17 protein-coding genes are annotated in these 19,816 nt (G+C 34.6%); 4 read left to right on the top strand and 13 right to left on the bottom strand.

What is annotated here, in order from left to right; translation table 11 throughout:
- Positions 1 to 201: 201 nt before the first annotated feature.
- Complete coding sequence (locus JF53_RS08130) at positions 202 to 1,017, bottom strand: ZIP family metal transporter (protein ID WP_047982426.1); 816 nt, start codon at positions 1,015 to 1,017, stop codon at positions 202 to 204.
- Positions 1,018 to 1,234: 217 nt separating this feature from the next.
- On the opposite strand from JF53_RS08130, the gene JF53_RS08125 reads away from it, so the two are divergent.
- Positions 1,235 to 2,830, top strand: coding sequence for a multicopper oxidase family protein (locus tag JF53_RS08125; RefSeq protein WP_047982427.1), 1,596 nt, complete (start codon positions 1,235 to 1,237; stop codon positions 2,828 to 2,830).
- A gap of 98 nt (positions 2,831 to 2,928) precedes the next feature.
- Here JF53_RS08125 and spoIIP read toward each other — a convergent pair whose 3' ends face one another.
- The 11 genes from spoIIP to JF53_RS08070 all read right to left on the bottom strand — a co-directional run bounded on the left by spoIIP (position 2,929) and on the right by JF53_RS08070 (position 16,019).
- Positions 2,929 to 4,056, bottom strand: a complete 1,128-nt coding sequence (gene spoIIP / locus JF53_RS08120) for a stage II sporulation protein P (protein WP_047982428.1) — start codon at positions 4,054 to 4,056, stop codon at positions 2,929 to 2,931.
- A 170-nt stretch (positions 4,057 to 4,226) separates the two neighbouring features.
- A complete protein-coding gene (ccsB, locus tag JF53_RS08115; RefSeq protein ID WP_047982429.1) occupies positions 4,227 to 5,420 on the bottom strand; it encodes a c-type cytochrome biogenesis protein CcsB in 1,194 nt (397 codons plus the stop codon).
- 11 nt (positions 5,421 to 5,431) lie between these two features.
- Positions 5,432 to 7,150 (bottom strand): cytochrome c biogenesis protein ResB, encoded by a 1,719-nt coding sequence (resB, locus tag JF53_RS08110; protein ID WP_047982430.1) that lies wholly within the window; start codon positions 7,148 to 7,150, stop codon positions 5,432 to 5,434.
- Positions 7,151 to 7,167: 17 nt separating this feature from the next.
- A complete protein-coding gene (resA, locus tag JF53_RS08105; RefSeq protein WP_047982431.1) occupies positions 7,168 to 7,746 on the bottom strand; it encodes a thiol-disulfide oxidoreductase ResA in 579 nt (192 codons plus the stop codon).
- 181 nt (positions 7,747 to 7,927) lie between these two features.
- Positions 7,928 to 10,135, bottom strand: a complete 2,208-nt coding sequence (locus tag JF53_RS08100) for a copper-translocating P-type ATPase (RefSeq protein ID WP_083443578.1) — start codon at positions 10,133 to 10,135, stop codon at positions 7,928 to 7,930.
- A gap of 181 nt (positions 10,136 to 10,316) precedes the next feature.
- Positions 10,317 to 10,991, bottom strand: coding sequence for a response regulator transcription factor (locus JF53_RS08095; protein ID WP_047982432.1), 675 nt, complete (start codon positions 10,989 to 10,991; stop codon positions 10,317 to 10,319).
- 5 nt (positions 10,992 to 10,996) lie between these two features.
- Positions 10,997 to 12,370, bottom strand: a complete 1,374-nt coding sequence (locus tag JF53_RS08090) for a sensor histidine kinase (protein ID WP_047982433.1) — start codon at positions 12,368 to 12,370, stop codon at positions 10,997 to 10,999.
- A 189-nt stretch (positions 12,371 to 12,559) separates the two neighbouring features.
- On the bottom strand, positions 12,560 to 13,750 hold the full coding sequence (locus tag JF53_RS08085) for a D-alanyl-D-alanine carboxypeptidase family protein (RefSeq protein WP_053072019.1): 1,191 nt from the start codon (positions 13,748 to 13,750) through the stop codon (positions 12,560 to 12,562).
- 310 nt (positions 13,751 to 14,060) lie between these two features.
- Positions 14,061 to 14,789: a cytochrome c biogenesis CcdA family protein gene (locus JF53_RS08080; protein ID WP_047982434.1), complete on the bottom strand. Its 729-nt coding sequence runs from the start codon at positions 14,787 to 14,789 to the stop codon at positions 14,061 to 14,063.
- A 15-nt stretch (positions 14,790 to 14,804) separates the two neighbouring features.
- Positions 14,805 to 15,710 carry a F510_1955 family glycosylhydrolase gene (locus JF53_RS08075; protein ID WP_083443577.1) on the bottom strand — a complete coding sequence of 302 codons (906 nt, stop codon included), beginning with the start codon at positions 15,708 to 15,710 and terminating at the stop codon, positions 14,805 to 14,807.
- Between the two features lie 96 nt (positions 15,711 to 15,806).
- Entirely contained in the window at positions 15,807 to 16,019 is a 213-nt protein-coding gene (locus JF53_RS08070) for an SHOCT domain-containing protein (protein ID WP_047982436.1), read from the bottom strand.
- Positions 16,020 to 16,210: 191 nt separating this feature from the next.
- Here JF53_RS08070 and JF53_RS08065 point away from each other — a divergent pair, with 191 nt between their 5' ends.
- The gene (locus JF53_RS08065) at positions 16,211 to 16,813 is read left to right on the top strand and encodes a YdhK family protein (protein WP_047982437.1); all 603 of its coding nucleotides are present in this window, start codon (positions 16,211 to 16,213) and stop codon (positions 16,811 to 16,813) included.
- Between the two features lie 326 nt (positions 16,814 to 17,139).
- Positions 17,140 to 18,228: a YncE family protein gene (locus JF53_RS08060; protein ID WP_047982438.1), complete on the top strand. Its 1,089-nt coding sequence runs from the start codon at positions 17,140 to 17,142 to the stop codon at positions 18,226 to 18,228.
- Positions 18,229 to 18,484: 256 nt separating this feature from the next.
- On the opposite strand, the gene JF53_RS08055 is transcribed toward JF53_RS08060, so the two are convergent.
- Positions 18,485 to 19,444, bottom strand: a complete 960-nt coding sequence (locus JF53_RS08055; RefSeq protein ID WP_047982439.1) for a metal ABC transporter solute-binding protein, Zn/Mn family — start codon at positions 19,442 to 19,444, stop codon at positions 18,485 to 18,487.
- 106 nt (positions 19,445 to 19,550) lie between these two features.
- Here JF53_RS08055 and JF53_RS17450 point away from each other — a divergent pair, with 106 nt between their 5' ends.
- Positions 19,551 to 19,712, top strand: coding sequence for a hypothetical protein (locus JF53_RS17450; protein WP_157052481.1), 162 nt, complete (start codon positions 19,551 to 19,553; stop codon positions 19,710 to 19,712).
- The last annotated feature ends 104 nt before the right edge of the window (positions 19,713 to 19,816 follow it).

Raw genomic sequence — 19,816 nt, 5'->3', positions numbered from 1 at the left:
ATATATTGTTCGTACTCTAAACTAACTATTTTGAAATAAAATGCCTCCCATTTGAGTATGGAAGGCATTTTATTTACTTTAACTTTTTTTGAGTTTACAATCAAATAAAATTCATTTGAACTATCATTAACCGTATTGATTTCAAACTGTTCTTTGGAAATTGCAATTCATCTGTTAACTTCAAATTGAATCCCTTGAACTCTAACCAAGAGCAACATCTAAAATCATCATCACGGTAAATCCAATCATTAAACTCATAGAGGCAAGATCCTTATTCCCCTTCTCTTGAGAACCCGGGATTACTTCTTCTGCCACAACAAATATCATTGCTCCTGCAGCAAAACTTAGAGCGTATGGTAAAAGTGGCTCAACCATCGACACTGCTAATACACCTACAACAGCTGAAATAGGTTCAACCATACCAGAGAATTGACCATAATAAAAACTCTTTCTTCTAGACATTCCATCCCTTCGTAACGGCATAGATACAGCTACCCCTTCAGGAAAGTTCTGAATTCCAATACCAATGGCTAAAGCAATTGCTCCAGCTATTGAAGCAGATGCAGAATCCGTAGCTAGCGCTCCAAAAGCAACGCCTATCGCTAAACCTTCTGGAATATTGTGTAAGGTTATAGCAAGCACCAATAGTGTACTTCTCTTAACTTTTTTGGAATGCAGCCCCTCTGCCTGACCTATTGAAGAATTAGGATGAAGATGCGGAATTATTTTATCTACCGCCCATAAGACTCCTCCACCTAACATAAAACCAACTGCAGCAGGAATCCAAACAGGTACTCTACCTCCCTCTGCCATATCTAGAGCAGGAGATAATAATGACCAAAAACTGGCTGCAATCATTACTCCACCGGCAAACCCCAACATACTGTCTAATAATCTTTGGTTAAATGATTTTGTAGTGAATACCAAAGCGGCTCCTAGTGCCGTCATTCCCCAAGTGAAAAGTGTTGCTATCATTGCTTGAATTACTGGGGGAAATCCTATAAAAACATCAATCATACTTTCCTCTCCTTCTAGTAGGATTTCTATCATGATATGCCCACGTAACAAAAAGTTTCCTTATGGAAACATTTTAACCCTTAGCAATAACAATTACAATATAATAAACCAAGAAAATTAGATGGTAAATCAGTTTTGTCACATTTCAGTTATTAAAAATGCATATTTTCTTCACATTTCTTTAGTACACTCAATTTGGAAAAGGAGGAAACAAGACATGAAAAAATTTATAATAACATCTCTCTTAATTACTATTATTGCGATTTTAGCGGCATGTACGGACCAATCTAATGGATCTAATAATGAGAAAGATGATACATCCAATTCAGAGGAAACTGTTTCTGAGGTAGTACAAGTTAAAGCAGAAAATTTAGATGGCAAGAAAATTAATGAATTTAATCTCACTGCCCAAGAAACAGAATGGGAATTAAGTTCAGAAAAAACTATAACTGCTTGGACCTACAATGGTACTGTTCCGGGTGAACAAATACGTGTAAAACAAGGTGAAGTAGTAAAGGTTAACCTAACCAATGAATTAGAAGAACCTGTATCCATTCATTGGCATGGTATTCCTGTTCCTAATACTCAAGACGGGATTCCGGGTGTTACACAGGATGCTGTCCTTCCAGGGGAAACATACACCTATGAATTTCTAGCAAATGATCCAGGAACATATTGGTATCATTCCCATCAAAATGGTGTTGAGCAATTAGATAAGGGGTTATATGGAACGATTATTGTTGAATCTGAGGATGATGCTGACGTCGATAGAGACTATACTTTAGTTCTAGATGAATGGGAATCAGGTAGTCATGAGGAAAATGATATGAATATGGATGGTATGGACCATGGTGATATGGGTGACATGGATGATATGGAAGGCATGGATCATGGCGGTATGGATATGGAATCATCGGACATGAGCGATATGATGGCTCATGATATGTCATCTTATGATATTTTCACCATGAATGGAAAGACTTACGAAAATAATGAGCCGTTGTTCGTAAAGGAAGGCGAAACTGTAAAGTTACGATTTGTAAATGCAGGCTATATGGCACATCAGATTCATATTCCGGTTGATTATAAAGTGACACATGTTGATGGACAAAAAGTGAATAATCCACAAATAATAGCTGGCTCAGTTATTGAAGTTGCACCTGGGGAACGTGTTGACGTTGAATTTGTTGCGGATGGCAGTGGTGACTTTACCATCGATTGTCATGGAGAAATGGAAGCTGCTCAGGACATGAAAATGGATATCGTATATGAAGATGGAAATGGCCAAAAGGCTGAACATTTTCTAACACCGGATACAGTAGATATCACGAAGCTTGGAGAGAAAACAGAATCTCAATTTAATTTAAATGATAATTTTGATGTAGAGTACGAGATGGAGCTTAATACTGCAATGAGTTCTGAAGAAGAAATGGGCATGGTATGGACTATAAATGGAGCAACCTATCCAGACGTACCTCCTATTGAGGTAGATAAAGGAGACAAAGTGAAAGTTACACTTACCAATAACAGTATGGATAAAGCTGATCATCCTATGCATCTTCATGGTCACTTCTTCCAAATTCTAAGTAAAAATGGAGAGGAACTTCAAGGTTCCCCTATTATCAAAGATACATTGAACGTTAAGTATGGGGAAACTTATGAAGTAGCATTCGTTGCGGATAATCCTGGTAACTGGTTATTCCACTGCCATGATTTACATCACGCATCTAGTGGAATGGTTACAACAGTTGAATACAATAATTTTGAACCATTTTATACAGATACAGGTAAAGTAGATAATCAGCCTGAATAAGTAAATTTAAAATATTAAGGTATGCAAGGATAAGTTCCTTGCATACCTTTTAAAGTTAATATCAAACCCGCCCTGATTCTTAGTTGAATTTGGAATCTTTAACCTTGATTTGGAGCAATAACCTCAATAACTCCCTCATACTTTTCCATAAAAACATCGGAAAATGCGTCAATTGTATTGGATAGTTCTTTTTTATTGTTTTCAATCCCACCCATTTCTATTAATAGAGATCTATTTGATATATCCTGATTATAGACACCATTTCCCTCAGAACTTGTTTTTAAATAAACACCTCTACTAAGTCCAGGATACTTCTCTTCAAGTTTCTCATGAAGCTCTTTAGCGAATAATAAATTCTCCTCATAATTAGCATATTCTTTCCCAACTACAAAATATAGCCTTGCATAACTTTTTCCATTAATGGTGATAGTTGTTATATCTCTCGTCGCTGAATCTCGATGTATATCAATTAAATACGTTATATCTTCATTTTTAGAAACTGTAGTTTCGATAAGTTCACGAGACAGTTGATAAGAATGGCTATAATTCCATCCCCTATCCTTTAAGGCCTTAGCAATGTTAGTTTCGTCCTGTACCGCATAAACACCATATTCTTTCAATTTTTTTGTTAGCATGGAACCAACTAGAACTACATTTTCATTATTATTAATACTTGAAGAGTCACTAGTCCTCTCATGCTCTGCCATTAAAGGTAGATATCCTTCCCAACTATGAGATTGATAGATAAAAACTGTTGGATTATTTGGTTTATCTGTAGTTAGATTTGGAACATGATGATTATCATTATCAGGACCTTCTGTCTTGAGTAGTTCATCAAAGTCTGGCGGTGGAGACTCTTGAGGGAGATTTGAATAATCTGAACCCTGGCCAGCCACATAAATCACATTATTATGACTGAATCCTGGAATTTCACTGATTAGTAACATATTGAGGTTATCAGTATTAATTCCGGTTATTGATTCTAATAACAAGTTACCAATGGAAGGAGTATTATATTCATTGTCTATATACTCTTTAAAATTGGGAATTTCTTCTCCCATTATAGATAAAAAAACCTTCGAAAATTCATCTGAGTTAATAAGTTGTGCAAGCATATTGTTTTTCATATTTGAATTATTTATTACCATAGTTATAATAATTGTCATTGGAACAAATAAACTGATTAATATTATTGAAAATATTCTTACCCTATTATTAGCATTCATCAAAATATCACCTCTATTTAATCTATGATTTGTCGGGCTAAAATAGAAGTTATATCATTGTATATTCAACTTCTATTAAAAAACTATCACCATTTTCCCGGTGATAGTTTTAAAAATGCTTATATTAGGGTTATATTTAAAACAGTTTAAAGTAACATCAATTAATTGCATTATGCATAAGAGTGAAGCCCTGCTATCACTAAATTTACAACAATTAGGTTAAATAAAATTATCCCAAAACCTATTATAGCTAGCCACGCTGACTTTTCTCCATGCCAACCGCGTGAAAGTCTTAAATGCAAGTATGCAGCATAGAAGAACCAGGTAATAAGCGCCCAAACTTCTTTTGGATCCCACCCCCAAAAGCGTCCCCATGCTTCTTGAGCCCAAATAGAGGCAAAAATTAACCCGCCCAATGTGAAGATTGGAAACCCAATTGCTACTGCACGATAATTGATCTCATCCAATAACTCGGGGTTTACTTTTTTAAGTAGCGGACTAATTGCCGCACCTACACGCTTCCGTAACAGCAACCGAGTCAATCCATAGAGAGCTGACCCTACAACCATTGACCAAATAACACTGTTAAATTTTCTTCCGGCATGAGAACCCTGCATCCATGAAGGGGTTTCAAACCACGGTTTCATTACACCTTCAGTTACTAGAGTGCTTTCATTTGGTGCAGCAATCGCTGGTAACTCATATTCTGTCATTACCCTCTTACCATTTAAATCGTATTCAAATATTGCACTATAATTCATAGCACTAAATACGGAAGAAATAAGGATGAAACCTAATAATAGGAATATGAAATATAAAACTACTTCTAACGAAACAACTCGAGCATCACGTTTACGTTGATCAACTTGGCGAATTAAGTACATTAATCCTGCAACAAAGCTGATAAATAAAATGCCTGATCCTAAAGCAACGGTAGTTACATGAATATATAACCAGTAACTTTTTAATGATGGAACTAGTGGTGCAATTTCTGTTGGAAACACACTCGCATATGCAATGAAAATCATAGCAATCGGTAATGCAAATAAACCTAAAATGTTTAATTTATAAATAAAATAAATAATGACAAACGCTAACACTAAACACATACCAAGGAAAGTCACGAATTCGAACATGTTACTAACTGGAGCATGTCCTGAGGCCATCCATCTTGTAATAAAGTAGATTAGCTGCGCAACCAACCCAAGTATGGTTAGTGTTATTGCTAGTCTTCCGGCAAAACCAGATTTTTTTTGTTCACCATTTTTCTCTTTAATAGTTGCACCGAAAAATAATGTTGCGATTAAGTACAATATGAACGCAGTAAAAAGCATTGTACTACTCGTATTTAATAAGCCCTCCATGATTGTCCTCCCTAATCATCCTCTTTTTGTTCTTCCACCATTTGAATGGAAGTCCCGTCTATTACTTTTTCAATATCCTTTTTAAGTCCAAACCAGTTCTTATTGGTATGAGCTGCTAAAAGAATACCTTCATTTTTTGGATGTATCCAAATTCTTCTATGTTGCCAATACATACCTTGGATGACACCTATCATAAAGATTAGTGTGCCTATTACAAAAAATGGAATAGTATAATCCCTTTTAATACTTAAGCCACTCTTACGGTCAAATTCTATGGAATCAATTAAAATACGATATTGATTTTCACCAGTAGGGTCAATTGAAGGTGCGAATGCCCCGATAACATTACCCATAGGCTGTAGGTCAACAGCGGAAGTGTCTATCCCTAAATCCTCTGCAGAACCGATAACGTCACCTACAAAACTAATCTCAGCATCTTCACTACCAGGAGGAAATAAGTTAAACACGAATGCAGGATTATTGGAATCTTTTGTCTTAGACCTTACCTGATCTTCGGTTAATGTATAATCTGGATAGTATTCAACCACTTCTACTCTGAATTCACTATCAATCTCGTACTCTGTTTTGGGGTCAAATAAATCAACTGTAAATTCCCCTAATGCTTCAGCCTCTGGATCATTCAATTGATAGATTTTAAAAGTCATCTTCGAGAATTCATTTATTTGATAGCCTTGTTGATATAGAGTATAACCACCAAATTTTGCTGGTTCATTCATTCTTATTTCAAAATCATTAATCTTTACTAGATCCCCTTCCACACCGATTACTCCGGGTTCCTCAGCCTTAAAAATCGTAACATTTGTCTGGAAATTACTAGGAATTATTCTCCCCTCTTTTGCAAGAGCATCTTTAAAACGTTTATCATTTATATCATATGTATCTAATATGAATTTCTTATTCTCGATATAATACTCGCTGTCTGTGCCGGGAATGACTGTAAGTTCCCCGTCTCTTACCCAAACATACTCACTTAAATAGAAAAAGGAAGTTGTTCTCAATAATGCTGCAATGAGAATGATAATAAGACCAATATGATTGACATAAGGACCCCATCTAGAAAATCTGCCTTTCTCCGCGACTATATGTCCATTTTCTTCTTTAATTCGATAGCGTTGCCTTTGCAGACGTTCCTTGACTGTATTAAATTCTTTCTGAGAAACTACTTCAGTTTGACTATAAAAACGCTGTCTATTAATAAAGGATTCATGTCGCTTAGCCTTTTGACGCTTTAATGCTCGATATAGTGGGACGAATCGATCAATACTACAAATTACTAAGGATACCCCAATGGATGCTAATATAATGAGATACCACCAGGAACTATATAAGTTGTGAAAACCCAATTGATAATATACTTTCCCAAATAATCCGTAAGTTTCCGGATAAAATATTGCTGGATCTCGTGATATTGCATTTGCTGGAATGTATTGTTCAAGTGGTAATATAGTACCAATTCCGGATGCAATTAATGCAATAACAATTAACCATACACCAACCTTAACCGAGGAGAAAAAACTCCATACTTTGTCAACTATTGATTTGTTAAATGTAGTAGACCTTCTCGCACTTCCTTCATAGCGCATATTTAATAGTTTCTTTTTATCGTTTCCATCAATATGCTGATTTCCTTCTATTGGTTTACCACATGCTTCACAAAGGACAGTACCCTCTGGATTGACATGACCACATTCACATTTTATATGCTTCATTTACATCCCTCTCTGGCTTATGATTCCGTAGGTTGAATTTGTTTAAGGTATCCTTCTAATCGTTCAAGTGAAAGTCCACCTTCTACAACTTCAACTATTTCTCCCTCAGGACTTATAAAAAAGGTACTTGGAAGAGGACCTACTTTATACAAGTCACGAACTTGATCTCTTGTATCGTGTGGTACAGGGAAAGTTAAGTCATATTTATCGATAAATTTATCAACTACGAATTCTGTTGCATCAAGATTTATCGCAATAATCTCTACACCCTTTTCTTGATATTCAGGGTAGAGTGCTTGCATATATGGCATTTCTTCCTCACATGGTTTACACCAAGTTCCCCAAAAATTTAACATAACTCCTTTTCCACTATAATCGCTTAAGCGCACTGTTTCTAATTCGTTATAATTATTAATCTGATTTAATTGGAAATCCGGGGCTGTATCCCCAACCCGATAAATAGTTGTATCTCCTTGCAAATTAGAAACTAATGCAAATATTATGGCCCCTGCCAATAGCACCAAAATAGATGTTCTGAAAATAAAGCGATTTCTTTTTTTATCTTTCTTTTTCCTCTTAGCTTCCTCTAAGCTCATATACGTCAACTCCTAAGCGCTTTTAATTGAAAAGTATTCATAAGTACAATCCGTTTAAGTGTAGGAAAAATATATGCATAAACTGTCAAGATTTAATGAAATCTTTATGACATAAGCAATTGCCAGAATAAAAAAAATGGCTAAACAAGATATTCTTGCTTAGCCACGATATATTATTCGGTTAGTCAATCTTTAATAATTGAGCATTGATGGCACATATTATAGTACTAAGTGACATTATTGCTGCGCCAACAGCAGGTGTTATCACAATCCCGATACTATAAAGTACACCAGCAGCTAGTGGAATCGCAAGGATATTATATCCAGCAGCCCAGCCCAAGTTTTGAACCATTTTTCTACGACTTGCTTTCGACAGTTTAAGGATACTTAAAATGTCTACCGGATTGCTGTTAACTAATACAACATCAGCGGTCTCAATTGCAACGTCTGTACCTGCCCCAATAGCAATTCCCAAATCGGCTTCCGCTAAAGCAGGTGCATCGTTAATTCCATCACCGATCATAGCAACCTTTTTCCCGTCTTGTTTTAAATACTTTACATTGTTTGATTTCTCATGGGGAAGCACTTCGGCAATAACTTTAGAAATTCCTAGTTTTTCACCCACATAATTTGCAACACGGCTATTGTCCCCAGTCATCATAACAGTCTCAATTCCGAGATCACTCAACTCTTTTATAACCTTGTAAGAAGATTCACGGATAATATCAGCGAGTGCTATCATTCCTTGCAAAATATTATTTTTAAGGACAAATACAACTGTTTTTCCTTGTAAAGCTAATTGATCATAGGTTTTTTCATCGAAAGAAATTTTATTGGCTCTCATAGCGCCGGGACTTATAACAGCTATTTCATCTTCTCCTATTTTTGCTACTAATCCCTTACCAGTTAGATTTTGATAATCCCTAACATCATAGGGTTGTAAATTACGTTCTTTTCCTTCTTTGACAATTCCTTTAGCTATGGGATGGTCTGATTGTGTTTCAACAGAATAAGCTAGTTTTAATAACTCTTCTTCACTAATACCCTCAATTGGATGAACATCCGTAACACCAAAATTACCTTCCGTAAGGGTACCTGTTTTATCAAACACCACTCGATCCAATTTAAATGCACTTTCAAACGCTATTCTATTTCGAATTAACAAACCATTTTTAGCTGCAATGGCAGTAGATCTAGATGTTACTAGAGGTGTTGCTAAACCAAGTGCGTGTGGACAAGCAATAATTAAAACGGTAACCATTCGTTCTAGGGCAAAATCTACATCCCCAGTAGTCCACCAGACGGCGAAAGTTATAATCCCTACAACAACAGCAACATAGAATAACCATTTGGCTGCAATGTCGGCAAATCCTTGAGCTTTTGATTTGGTCTTTTCAGCGTCACTCACTAATTTTATTACTTGAGATAGGTACGTATCATTTCCTGTTTTACTTACCTTTATCTTTAAAACACCGTCACCATTGACAGCTCCACCAATCGCTTCCATTCCAGGACCCTTTTCGACCGGTACCGATTCACCAGTAAGCATGGACTCGTCCACTGTAGACTCACCTTCGTATATTTCACCATCAATAGGAATCTTTTCACCCGACTTAACTAAGATTCGGTCCCCTGGCTGTAAATCCTCTACTGTTACTTCAATAATATTGCCTGACTCATCTAATTTGTGAGCTTCTTTGGGCATTAATTTAATTAACTCCTCCAATGCCTTGGAAGCACCCATAAGGGATTTCATTTCTATCCAATGTCCTAGTAGCATAATGACAATAAGTGTAGCTAGTTCAAAGAAGAAATCACTACCCTCGATAAAAAATGCTGTTAAGGTACTGTATACATAAGCAGCCACTATAGCTAGTGTAATTAACATCATCATGCCAGGAGATTTACCTTTAAGTTCATCCCATGCACCAAGCAAGAACGGCTTTCCACCATAGAAAAATACAATAGTAGAAAGTATGAAAAGTACAAGGGTATCCCCCGTAAAGTTCACTTCATAGCCAATAAGCATTTGAATCATAGGTGACAAATAAGAAACTGGTATTGCTAGGACTAATGAAATCCAAAAACGCTTCTTAAAGTCTTCTACCATATGCTCGTGGTGTCCTCCATGTCCTCCATGTCCATGGTGAGCATGGCTATGATTATGATGTTCATGACCGTTATGTTGTTGGTTATGGTCTCTATGGTGCTCGTGTTGTTCATGATTGTGATGTCCATGTTCCATGTGTTCATGTTGATTATGGTGTTCGTGATGCTCATGATTTTCACTACCATTGTGATGTTCATGTCCCATATGTTCTTTATGATTATGGTGATCATGTCCACTATGTTTGTGGTGGTTATGATTTTCATGATGGTGCTTATCCATTATTACCACTCTCCTTTTTAAGATATTCTACTGTTAACATCTACTTTATTTTCTATCCCTATTCACATATTACCATACCCCTGTATGGTATACAATAAAATTGATTGTTTGTTACTACTTTTGTGTGGATTTGTGATAAAATCATGAACATAGACTTTGTTCCAGTGACTAATTTCAATTACTAAATTTTATTAACCCACTTATATCCAAGTCCCCAAACAGTTAGGAAATAATCTTCAATTGGAAAACCCACCTGGCGAATTTTATCGCGAATATTACGGACATGAGAATCAACCGTTCTTCCATCGGTCTGTGATTCATATCCCCAAATTAACTCGATTAATTGCTCTCTTGTGTATACTTGATTTGGTTTTTTCATCAAATACCCCAACATGGTAAATTCTTTAGGTGTTAATTTAATCAGTTTATTATTATAAGATAACTCGAACTCATCCTCATTCCATAATAATCCATTTACCTCTATTTTGTTTGCTGTGCTACTTCTACGTAATAAAGCTTCTATTCTGGCCAATAATTCCTCTTCATCAAATGGTTTGGTAATATAATCATCCGCACCTAATTTCAGCCCTTTAACGATATCCTCTTTCTGTTCACGGGCGGTAACCATAATAATTGGAACGTCGGAATTTTTTCTAATTGTACGGCATAAATCCCAACCATTCATCTCAGGCATCATAATATCAATTAATACAATGTCAAAAGTCTCTTCTTCTAAGTACGATAATGCTTCTTTGGCACTTAAAGCTTTTTTTGATTTATACTTATGTGCTCTTAAATATAATTCTAGCAAATCTAACATTCGCTTTTCATCGTCAACTAATAATACTTTCACCAACCCAATCACCTCTTAAGAAATATATTAACACTGGTTCCTTTTCCAATCTTACTTTGAATTTCAATTCTTCCTTCATGGGATTCTATAATTTCCTTTGCTATTGCCAAACCTAACCCTGTACCTCCACTTTCTCTAGAGCGAGACTTTTCAACACGATATAAACGGTCAAATAAATAAGGTAGGTCCTCCTTTGGAATCCCTTCCCCTTCATCCTCAATAGTTATTTTTATTTCCATTTCATTTTGTATAACCCTAATTGAGATGGTTTTCCCCGGACTCGTATGTTTAATTGCGTTATCTAGAATATTTAATAAGACCTGCTGTATTCTTTCCGGGTCAATATTAGCAATTATATTTTCGGGACAAATAACTGAAAACCTAATATTTCTTTCTTCTAAGCCAGGTCTGATTAGTTCTTCAACAGTTTGGATTAGTTTTCTAAGTTCTACCTTTCTTCTATTTATAATGAATCTATTTTCGTCCATTTTAGCTAATTCAAACAAATTTCTTATTAAAACTGTCAATTGATTCGTCTCTTCGCGTATAATATCAAGATATTCCTTTCTTTCATGAATAGATATATCCTGTTTATTAATGATGTCTGCATACCCTTTAATATAAGTTAGCGGGGTTCTTAGTTCATGAGAGACACTTGCTAAAAATTCGTTTCTATCCTTTTTTAATCGTTCTAAATCATTGGATAACTTCATTATGGTACTAGCTAGTTCACCTAACTCATCTTTTCGGTCTGTATGTAACGATACTTTAGTTTTCCCCTTGCTTAGCTGCTCCGTCGCTTGTTTCATTTTCATTAACGGTATTGTAATAAATCGAGACAGGAAGAATACCGTAATAATTGTAAGAATTACTGTAGTTATTCCTATCCAGACAAATTGATCACTTAAATGATTAACCATGTTTTTAACTATATTAGTATTGGCGAACATAATTACATGGCCATGGTGTTCTCCATTAATATTAATTGGACTATCTGCAGCAATATATTGTCTTTCCGTCCATCGTTGCTCTAAAACTTTTCCACCACTAGGTATTTCTTCGTAATCGGTATGTTCAATAATATCTAACATTTCTTTTTCTATAGGATCTGAGTTTATTAAGACATTACCATCCTCGTCTGTAATAATTACTGCATATTCAGATTCTGACTCCATGATAGCTACATGTTCCATTGTAGAACTATTAAAGTTATTCTCTAAAATAGCACTATGGGTGTTTGCCCTTGCTAATAAACTGTCCATTACCTCTTCTATTCGTTCGTTTGCGATAGTTGTATAGAGAATAAAATAAACAAGAATCTCGATGATTAGTATAAAAACAAAAAACAACATACCAATTTTAAGCGATAGTTTGTTAAACATAAAAGACCTCTTTTACAGTATAATGACGGGCTAGTGTAATAAGAGTTGTAATTTGGATGTTTCTTCACCAAATAAACCCATAATAAATGATAATTATTCCAATTTTGTGGCAGTAGATTTTTCATTTTTACTTAAAAAAATATGTATCTATCTGGATACTTAAATGCATTTTATTTGAGAGAGTTATTATTATAATACTTTTCGATTTTGATAATACACTAGGCCCAATATCCCAAAAGATAACATTAATACAATATAAATCAACTCATTCATATATTTACTAAATAAAAATATACTACTTTCTTTATTGTTACCCTTAACAATATCATTTTTTCCCTGAGTTGTATTATTTGCTAATTCTTCTACTTGAGTACTGCTTAACTGTGTCGAGGCCAAAATTTCATTTTCCTCAGTAATAATATTTAACACACCGCTATTATTTGCCTCAAATTTTACCTGCTCATTAATCAAATGAGTATAATAGTAATCCTTTGACAATTGATATTCTTTATTTTCAACTTTAAATGTAGTCCCAGCGGAGACTTTCGAAGTTTTATAGTTTTCAAATGCATAGTTTAATAGATTTGTTGTGTCTGTATATGCCTCCATTTCGTGTTCACTATTCAAGGTAATGATGATTAAGCTAAGATTATCTCTTTCGGCAGTTGTAGCTAATGTATAACCTGATTCTTCTACAAAACCTGTCTTCCCCCCTGTGATACCCTCATATGGTATTTCCCTCATTAGCTTGTGATGCGTATAAAGGGTGGTATCCCATGTCTCGCCATCCCAATTTACTTCTTTTAACGCAAAAATTTCTTTAAATGTTTCATTTTCAATGGCGTACTGTGTGATTTTAGCCAAATCTTCTGCAGTTGTTAAATGATCTGTATTAAATAATCCATGCGGATTTACAAAGTTTGTATTTTGAACCCCAATCTTGTTTTCTAAATATTCATTAATATCATGGGAAAATCGCTCAGTACTACCACTCAGATGTTCTGCTATCGCTACACCTGCATCATTCCCCGAATTAACTAATAACCCCTGTACAAGCTGTAATAAGGTTATTTTTTCCCCCTCTTCCAAATAAACACTAGATCCAACTGTACCTCTGGCGTTTTCACTAACAGTTACAACTTCATCTAGGTTGCCATTTTCTATGGCATAAATAGCTGTTGCAATTTTAGTTAAACTTGCAGGATACATTTTTGCGTTCGAATTTTCCTCATATATAACTGCACCAGATTTTGCTTCAATTATAATTGCTGCTTCACTGTTTAGGCTTGGAGGAGATGTATTAGAATGCCCAAAAGTCACTATTGGTAAAAGTAAGTTCAATACAATTAAATTTGTTAAAATAAAACCCATCTTTTTCATGTTATCACCCGATTGTTGTAGTATTTTAATTCTTTAGGCCAAGTATTCTTTGTAATTTTATAACTTATTTGTGCAGAAAATGTGAAAAAGACGGTGTGAAATATTTATTTAATTATTGTTACTTACATGTAATAAAACTTGTTAGCCAGGGTGAATTATTTAGATAATTAATATAAAATTAAGTAATATTATGGATGAATCTAACTAGAAAAACCTACTGAAGACTTTTCAGTAGGTTTTCTTTGTAGTACCAATTGTAAAATAGATATTTCTAACAAACATTTGTCTCGATTTATTTTACTTGCTATATTTATACCCAATAGGTTAAAGTATCAAAAATACCTATAACCAGTAGTATTACACCAGCAACCTTTTGAGTTACAGCACCTATTTTCCTGCTTTTTTTGAGAATTACACCACTTGCCCCAAAATACCAAATCAGAAATATTACTAGTATCAGAGGTAATGATGTACCTATCGCAAAAATAGATGGTAATATGACTCCATATGATGTAGTCAGGACAACTGGCATTAGTGTTAAAATAAACAGAATAAACATTGTTGGACAAAATGCTAAGGTAAAACTTACACCCATTAAAAAACTCCCCAAATAGCTATCTTTTAACCCCTTTGGTAACTTAATTACCCCTATTCCTCTTTTAAATCGAAATAAACCAATCATAAATAATCCAATAAGGATAAGTAAAGGCCCCATAGCTTTTCTAACAACAGGAAATAATTGTGTTAATGAACTATTTGCTTCTTTCCCTAGTAACCAAATCATAATTCCGAGTGCAGAAAAAACTAGAATCTTACCCAGAATAAATAAAAACACATGTAACCAAGGAACCTTATCTATTAAAGATTTATTTCCATAAATAGTAATAGCACTCACATTACTCGTTAACTGGCATGGTGCAACAGCTCCTACAACCCCCAGAAAAAAGGCAAATAATATTGGAATATGCTCAAAACCATACGCAAGCCCATGAATCGGTCCACTTAACATGCCACTAATTTGATTAAATAGATCAAACATTGCGCTTCAACTCTCTTACTTTACTTTTCCATTTTCTAATAGTTGATTCCAAGTTTCTCCACCATCATTTGATAGATACGCTTGCCCCTTTACTGTATAAATGGCAATTTCTTCGGCACTTTGAGGGTTTTGAGCAATATACACAGGACCATCCTCCGTTAAATCTGGCAAATTAATTTTTTCTTCTTCCCCATTTGCTAGATTGTGTTTGACCAATGATGGAACAGTGCCATAACTTGCATAATATAAGTTTTCTTCGTTAAAAAATACTGCTGTACCTTGGGCAGAATCTGTTATTACTTCAAAACTTGTTCCAGCGTCTTTTGAGATATAAACACCAGCTGAAGTCGCTGCTGCAGCATAGGTTGAATCAGTAGGATGAATCGCCAATGAAAGGATATCTCCTTCAAGACCAGAAGCTTCTACACTCTCCCATGATTTTGTATCATCTGTGCTTAGATAAAGTCCAACTTCCAACTCAGAGTTTTTAGATGGATTCATTAGGAAAATATCATGACTCTTATATCCAACCGCCATTGCATGGAAATCCGTTTCACCCTCAAACTTTAAGCTCTCTAGTGTTCTTCCACCATTAAAACTTCTCTGTATTCCAATTGGATTAGGTAAATCGGAATCTTTACCTGGATGTCCTGATGTATAAAAACCTTTATCAACAGCATTAAATCCCATGTAATCATTAAAATTTTTCGTAGTTTCAAACCAAGCACCATCACGGTATATTTTTAAACCAGTATGAGTAGCAAAATATAATCCATTGTCATCACCGGCATATCCCATACCATGTACATGATCTACAGTACCTTTAAAGGAAGCTTCAAATTCCTTATTATCGCTATTAGTACAACCGGCTATTAGTAATCCTATTATTATGGTTAGTATAATCGTTGCTTTTCTTATCACTTTATCAATGTCCTCCACTTTCATATTACATTTACTAGACTTACATAAATCATTAATATTTTATACAAAGGAAAATTTAAAGACAAATATATAATTCTACATTTTATTTTCTACAATTGATTTTAACCGTTGATATTCAGCTTCATCTATTTCTCCTTTTGCTAATCTTTCTTTTAAAATATCAATCGAATCTCTTTTTTCTCCTCCTTTAAGATAATTTGATATGAGGTAAAAACCAATAATAATTAAAACTATCCAAAAGGTCATCATAACTAACATGGGCAAATTAGATCCATGCATAAAATTCATTATTTCCACCTTCTTATATTAGGTATCTTCAATAAGTATACAATTAAATTATCAAGAAAATATGCAAAACATGATAATAATTTATTTTGAAAGGTATGATTTTAATGTAGTTGTAACATTATCTGCATATATTTTGCATATTTTTAGGGAATCGTAATAAAGAACCTTAAAATGAAAGGAGTAACTATCATATGATTAACAAAATATTAATAGGTATTTTCACACTAGCCTGCATATTCGTATTAACCGCATGTGCAGACAGTAATAACGAAACAAATCAAGATAAAGGAGCGGAAATGGATATGGATTCTGGTACAACCGGAGAAAACGAAACAGAAACAGATCCGCATGCTAATATGGAACACTCAGGTTCTGGAAAAGTACCCGAAAATCTTCAAGTAGCGGAAAACCCTACATATGAGGTTGGGAGTAATGCTATTATTGAATCAGACCATATGAATGGTATGAAAGGCGCCGAAGCAACTATTGTTGGTGCATACAATACAACAGTCTATTCTATCTCATATACCCCATCAAACGGTGGAGAGCGGGTAGAAAATCACAAATGGGTCATTCATGAAGAAATTCAGGATGCTGGTCAAGAACCATTGGAGCCAGGGACCGAAGTTACTATCGAGGCAACTCATATGGAGGGAATGGAAAGTTCTACTGCGATGATAGATTCCGCAGAAGAAACTACAGTTTATATGGTTGATTTCGTTCCTACAACAGGTGGAGAAAAAGTAACGAATCACAAATGGGTTACAGAGAGTGAATTATCACCAGTTGAATAGATTTATATCACTAAGGGCTGTTAAACTAACGGCTCTTTTTTGTTTATTAAAAGCACTAAATTAGACATTTCATAGGGTTAATAAACTATGCCCAATTAGTAATTAGTAAATCATGATTTTCCCATCAAATAATCGGAGAGGAGATTTGATATATCGACAAATAACTAAAAATATTAAAGTATAAACACTAATTTTGCAGAAACTATGAATTTCAATAAGTTGTAACCATTTTGGTCACTTTTTTTTAACGAGTGATATTTATCACATTTAGGGTCACCTAATCTCCTTATTATGACTATAGATTTATAAAAAGGAGGAAATTTTATATGCGAAAAATATCAATTAGCATATTAACTTTATTAGCTTTTGTATTAATACTAGCGGGTTGTGGGGAAACTACACCGACCGAATCTGTTTCAAAGGAGACTACTACTACAGAAAAAGAGGTTTCCGATACAAATGAACAAGCAACAGCGGATGACACATTAGGGAATTTTATATTTACAGCTGACGAAGGTGGTAGTATTACTAAAATAAATGCAGAAACAGATCAAGTTGTATCATCCATCAAACTAGAAGGTTCCGTACACAATGTTCAAGTTTCACCAGATGGTAAAGTTCTTGCCGCAACACTAGTTCCTCAAATGAACCATGGGGATCATGGAACGATGTCTATGAAAGGGTCAGTTCTCTTTTATAATACGGAATCAGATGAGTTAATAAGTAAAGTGGAAGTTGGTAATCATCCTGCACATGTTGTATTCACTAATAATGGAGAGTTTGTACTTGTTGCAAATAATGAAGACAATAATGTCTCCATCATTGATACTTCAAATTACTCTGTGGTGCAAACAATTGATACCGGTAAAGGACCACATGGGTTCCGTATATCCAAAGATAGTAGATTAGCTTATATTGCAAACATGGGTGAAGATAGTGTAAGTGTTATAAATTTAGAGACTATGAAAGAAGAAAAGAGAATTAAAGTAGGAGCAGCTCCTGTAACCGTTGGTATAACTTCAGATGGTAAAACATTAGTTGCTACATTGAATACGGAAAATGCACTTTCCATTATTGATTTGGAAACAGATACAGTTGAAAAAGTATCCGTTGGGCAAGGGCCAGCACAAGTTTATATTGATCATAATGACAAATTTGCATATGTAGCGAATCAAGGTACAGAAGATGCTCCTTCTCATTCAGTATCCAAAGTCGACATTACAACAAAAGAAGTGGTTTCAACAATTGAAGTAGGTAATGGTTCCCACGGGGTTGTTACAAGCCCTGATAGTAAACTCGCATATGTAACAAATATGTATGACAATACAGTAAATGTAATTGACACAGAGTTAAATGAAGTTATTAATACTATTGAAGTTGGAGAGATTCCCAATGGAATTAGTATAATGCCTTAATTCAAAATAAGCATAATCTATCCTGTAACTATAACAAAAGCACTATTTTACTTGCTATATTTTTAAAAGGAAAATGTGAAAAAGAACTGTAGGGATAATATTAAATAATAACTATTGAAGCGGTTCTTCACTCTACGGGCAAGGTTAATGAAAGCAATGCTTCCCATTTTTATAAATGTATCAGAGTGTTAAATGAAAATAGCAACTACCTATTGTATGTCTATACCTGACATACAATAGGTAGTTGCTTTTAATATTATTTGGTGGCTATATCAAGAATATCCAAATTGTAATTCATTAGGGAAATATAATCCTCGTTATTTTCAATATCTTCCCCAGTTAAAACAGACAAGTTGTGAATGGTTAAAGCCTCTGCGCCAATTTTCTCTTGGATTATTTCTGAAACACGATTTGTACTGTTTTGTTCATAAAGAATATGATTTAAATTGAATTCTTCGGCCTGATCAATTATTTTGGTTAACTCTTTTTGTGACGGTTCATTACTTGATGATAACCCACTAATAGGTATTTGTTCTATACCATAGCGTTCTTCCCAATATCCAAAAGCGGCATGTGCTACAAGAATATGTTTATTTTCTTTTGCTTCTAACACTTCCGTAAATCTTTCATCTAATGTAATTAACTCTGCTTCTAATGCTTCAAAATTTTCATTGTAAGTAGCTTCTTCATCTGGGTTTAATGTAATAAGTTCATCCTTTATTAGTTTTGATAGTTCAATCATTCTGAGTGGATCTAACCAAATATGAGGATCTTGTGTACCATGATTATGACCCTCATCAGATTCTTCTTCATTCTCATGTGAATCATCCGCAAGTTCATCCACGTCCGCCATGAATAATTCATCATGCTGTCCAATCTCAATTAATTTAACACTTTGAGAGGAAAGTGAATCTGCAGCTGTTTCTGCAATTGCCTCTAATCCAGCACCTAAATAAATAAATGCATCACCTTTTGCTATTGTAATCATATCTTTTGATGTAGGTTCATACGAATGAGCATCTACCCCAGGTGGGTAAACTGTTTCAACTGAAACTGTGTCTCTGGCAATCCTTTCAATAGCATATTCAATTGGATAGATCGTCGTATAGATAGTAAAATCCGAACTTTCTTCTGTAGTTGCTTGATTGGATGGCGAACAACCAATTGTAATGATTATAAGTATTAAAGCTATTACAACTCCCTTAAAAGTTTTCATTTCTCAATGCCTCCTATTCTTTTAAATGCTATTTAACTTTTTTATCATATCGTAATGATTACGGTTTGTAAATAGGAATGATTACGATTTATTAACAATGTTATTTATGGCAAGTACAGAAGAGGAATTTATCATCTTTGGAGCCAGGGGTCGAAATTACAGTCGAGGCATGCAGGGAATGGAAGGTGCTACTGCGGTTATAGATTCAGCACAGGAACAACAGTTTATATGGTTGATTCCGTTCTTACAACTGGTGGAGAATAAGTAACGAATCACAAATGGGTTACAGAAGATGAATTTTCCCTTGCCGAATAATTTTTATTACAAAGGGCTGTATTACTTTACAGCCCTTTGCTTGTGGAGAAACCCCTG

It is taken from the genome of Ornithinibacillus contaminans (assembly GCF_001038425.2).
Classification (GTDB): domain Bacteria; phylum Bacillota; class Bacilli; order Bacillales; family Amphibacillaceae; genus Ornithinibacillus; species Ornithinibacillus contaminans.
The sequence above is the reverse complement of the archived record's forward strand: the minus strand, read 5'-3'. Positions and strand labels throughout refer to the sequence as shown.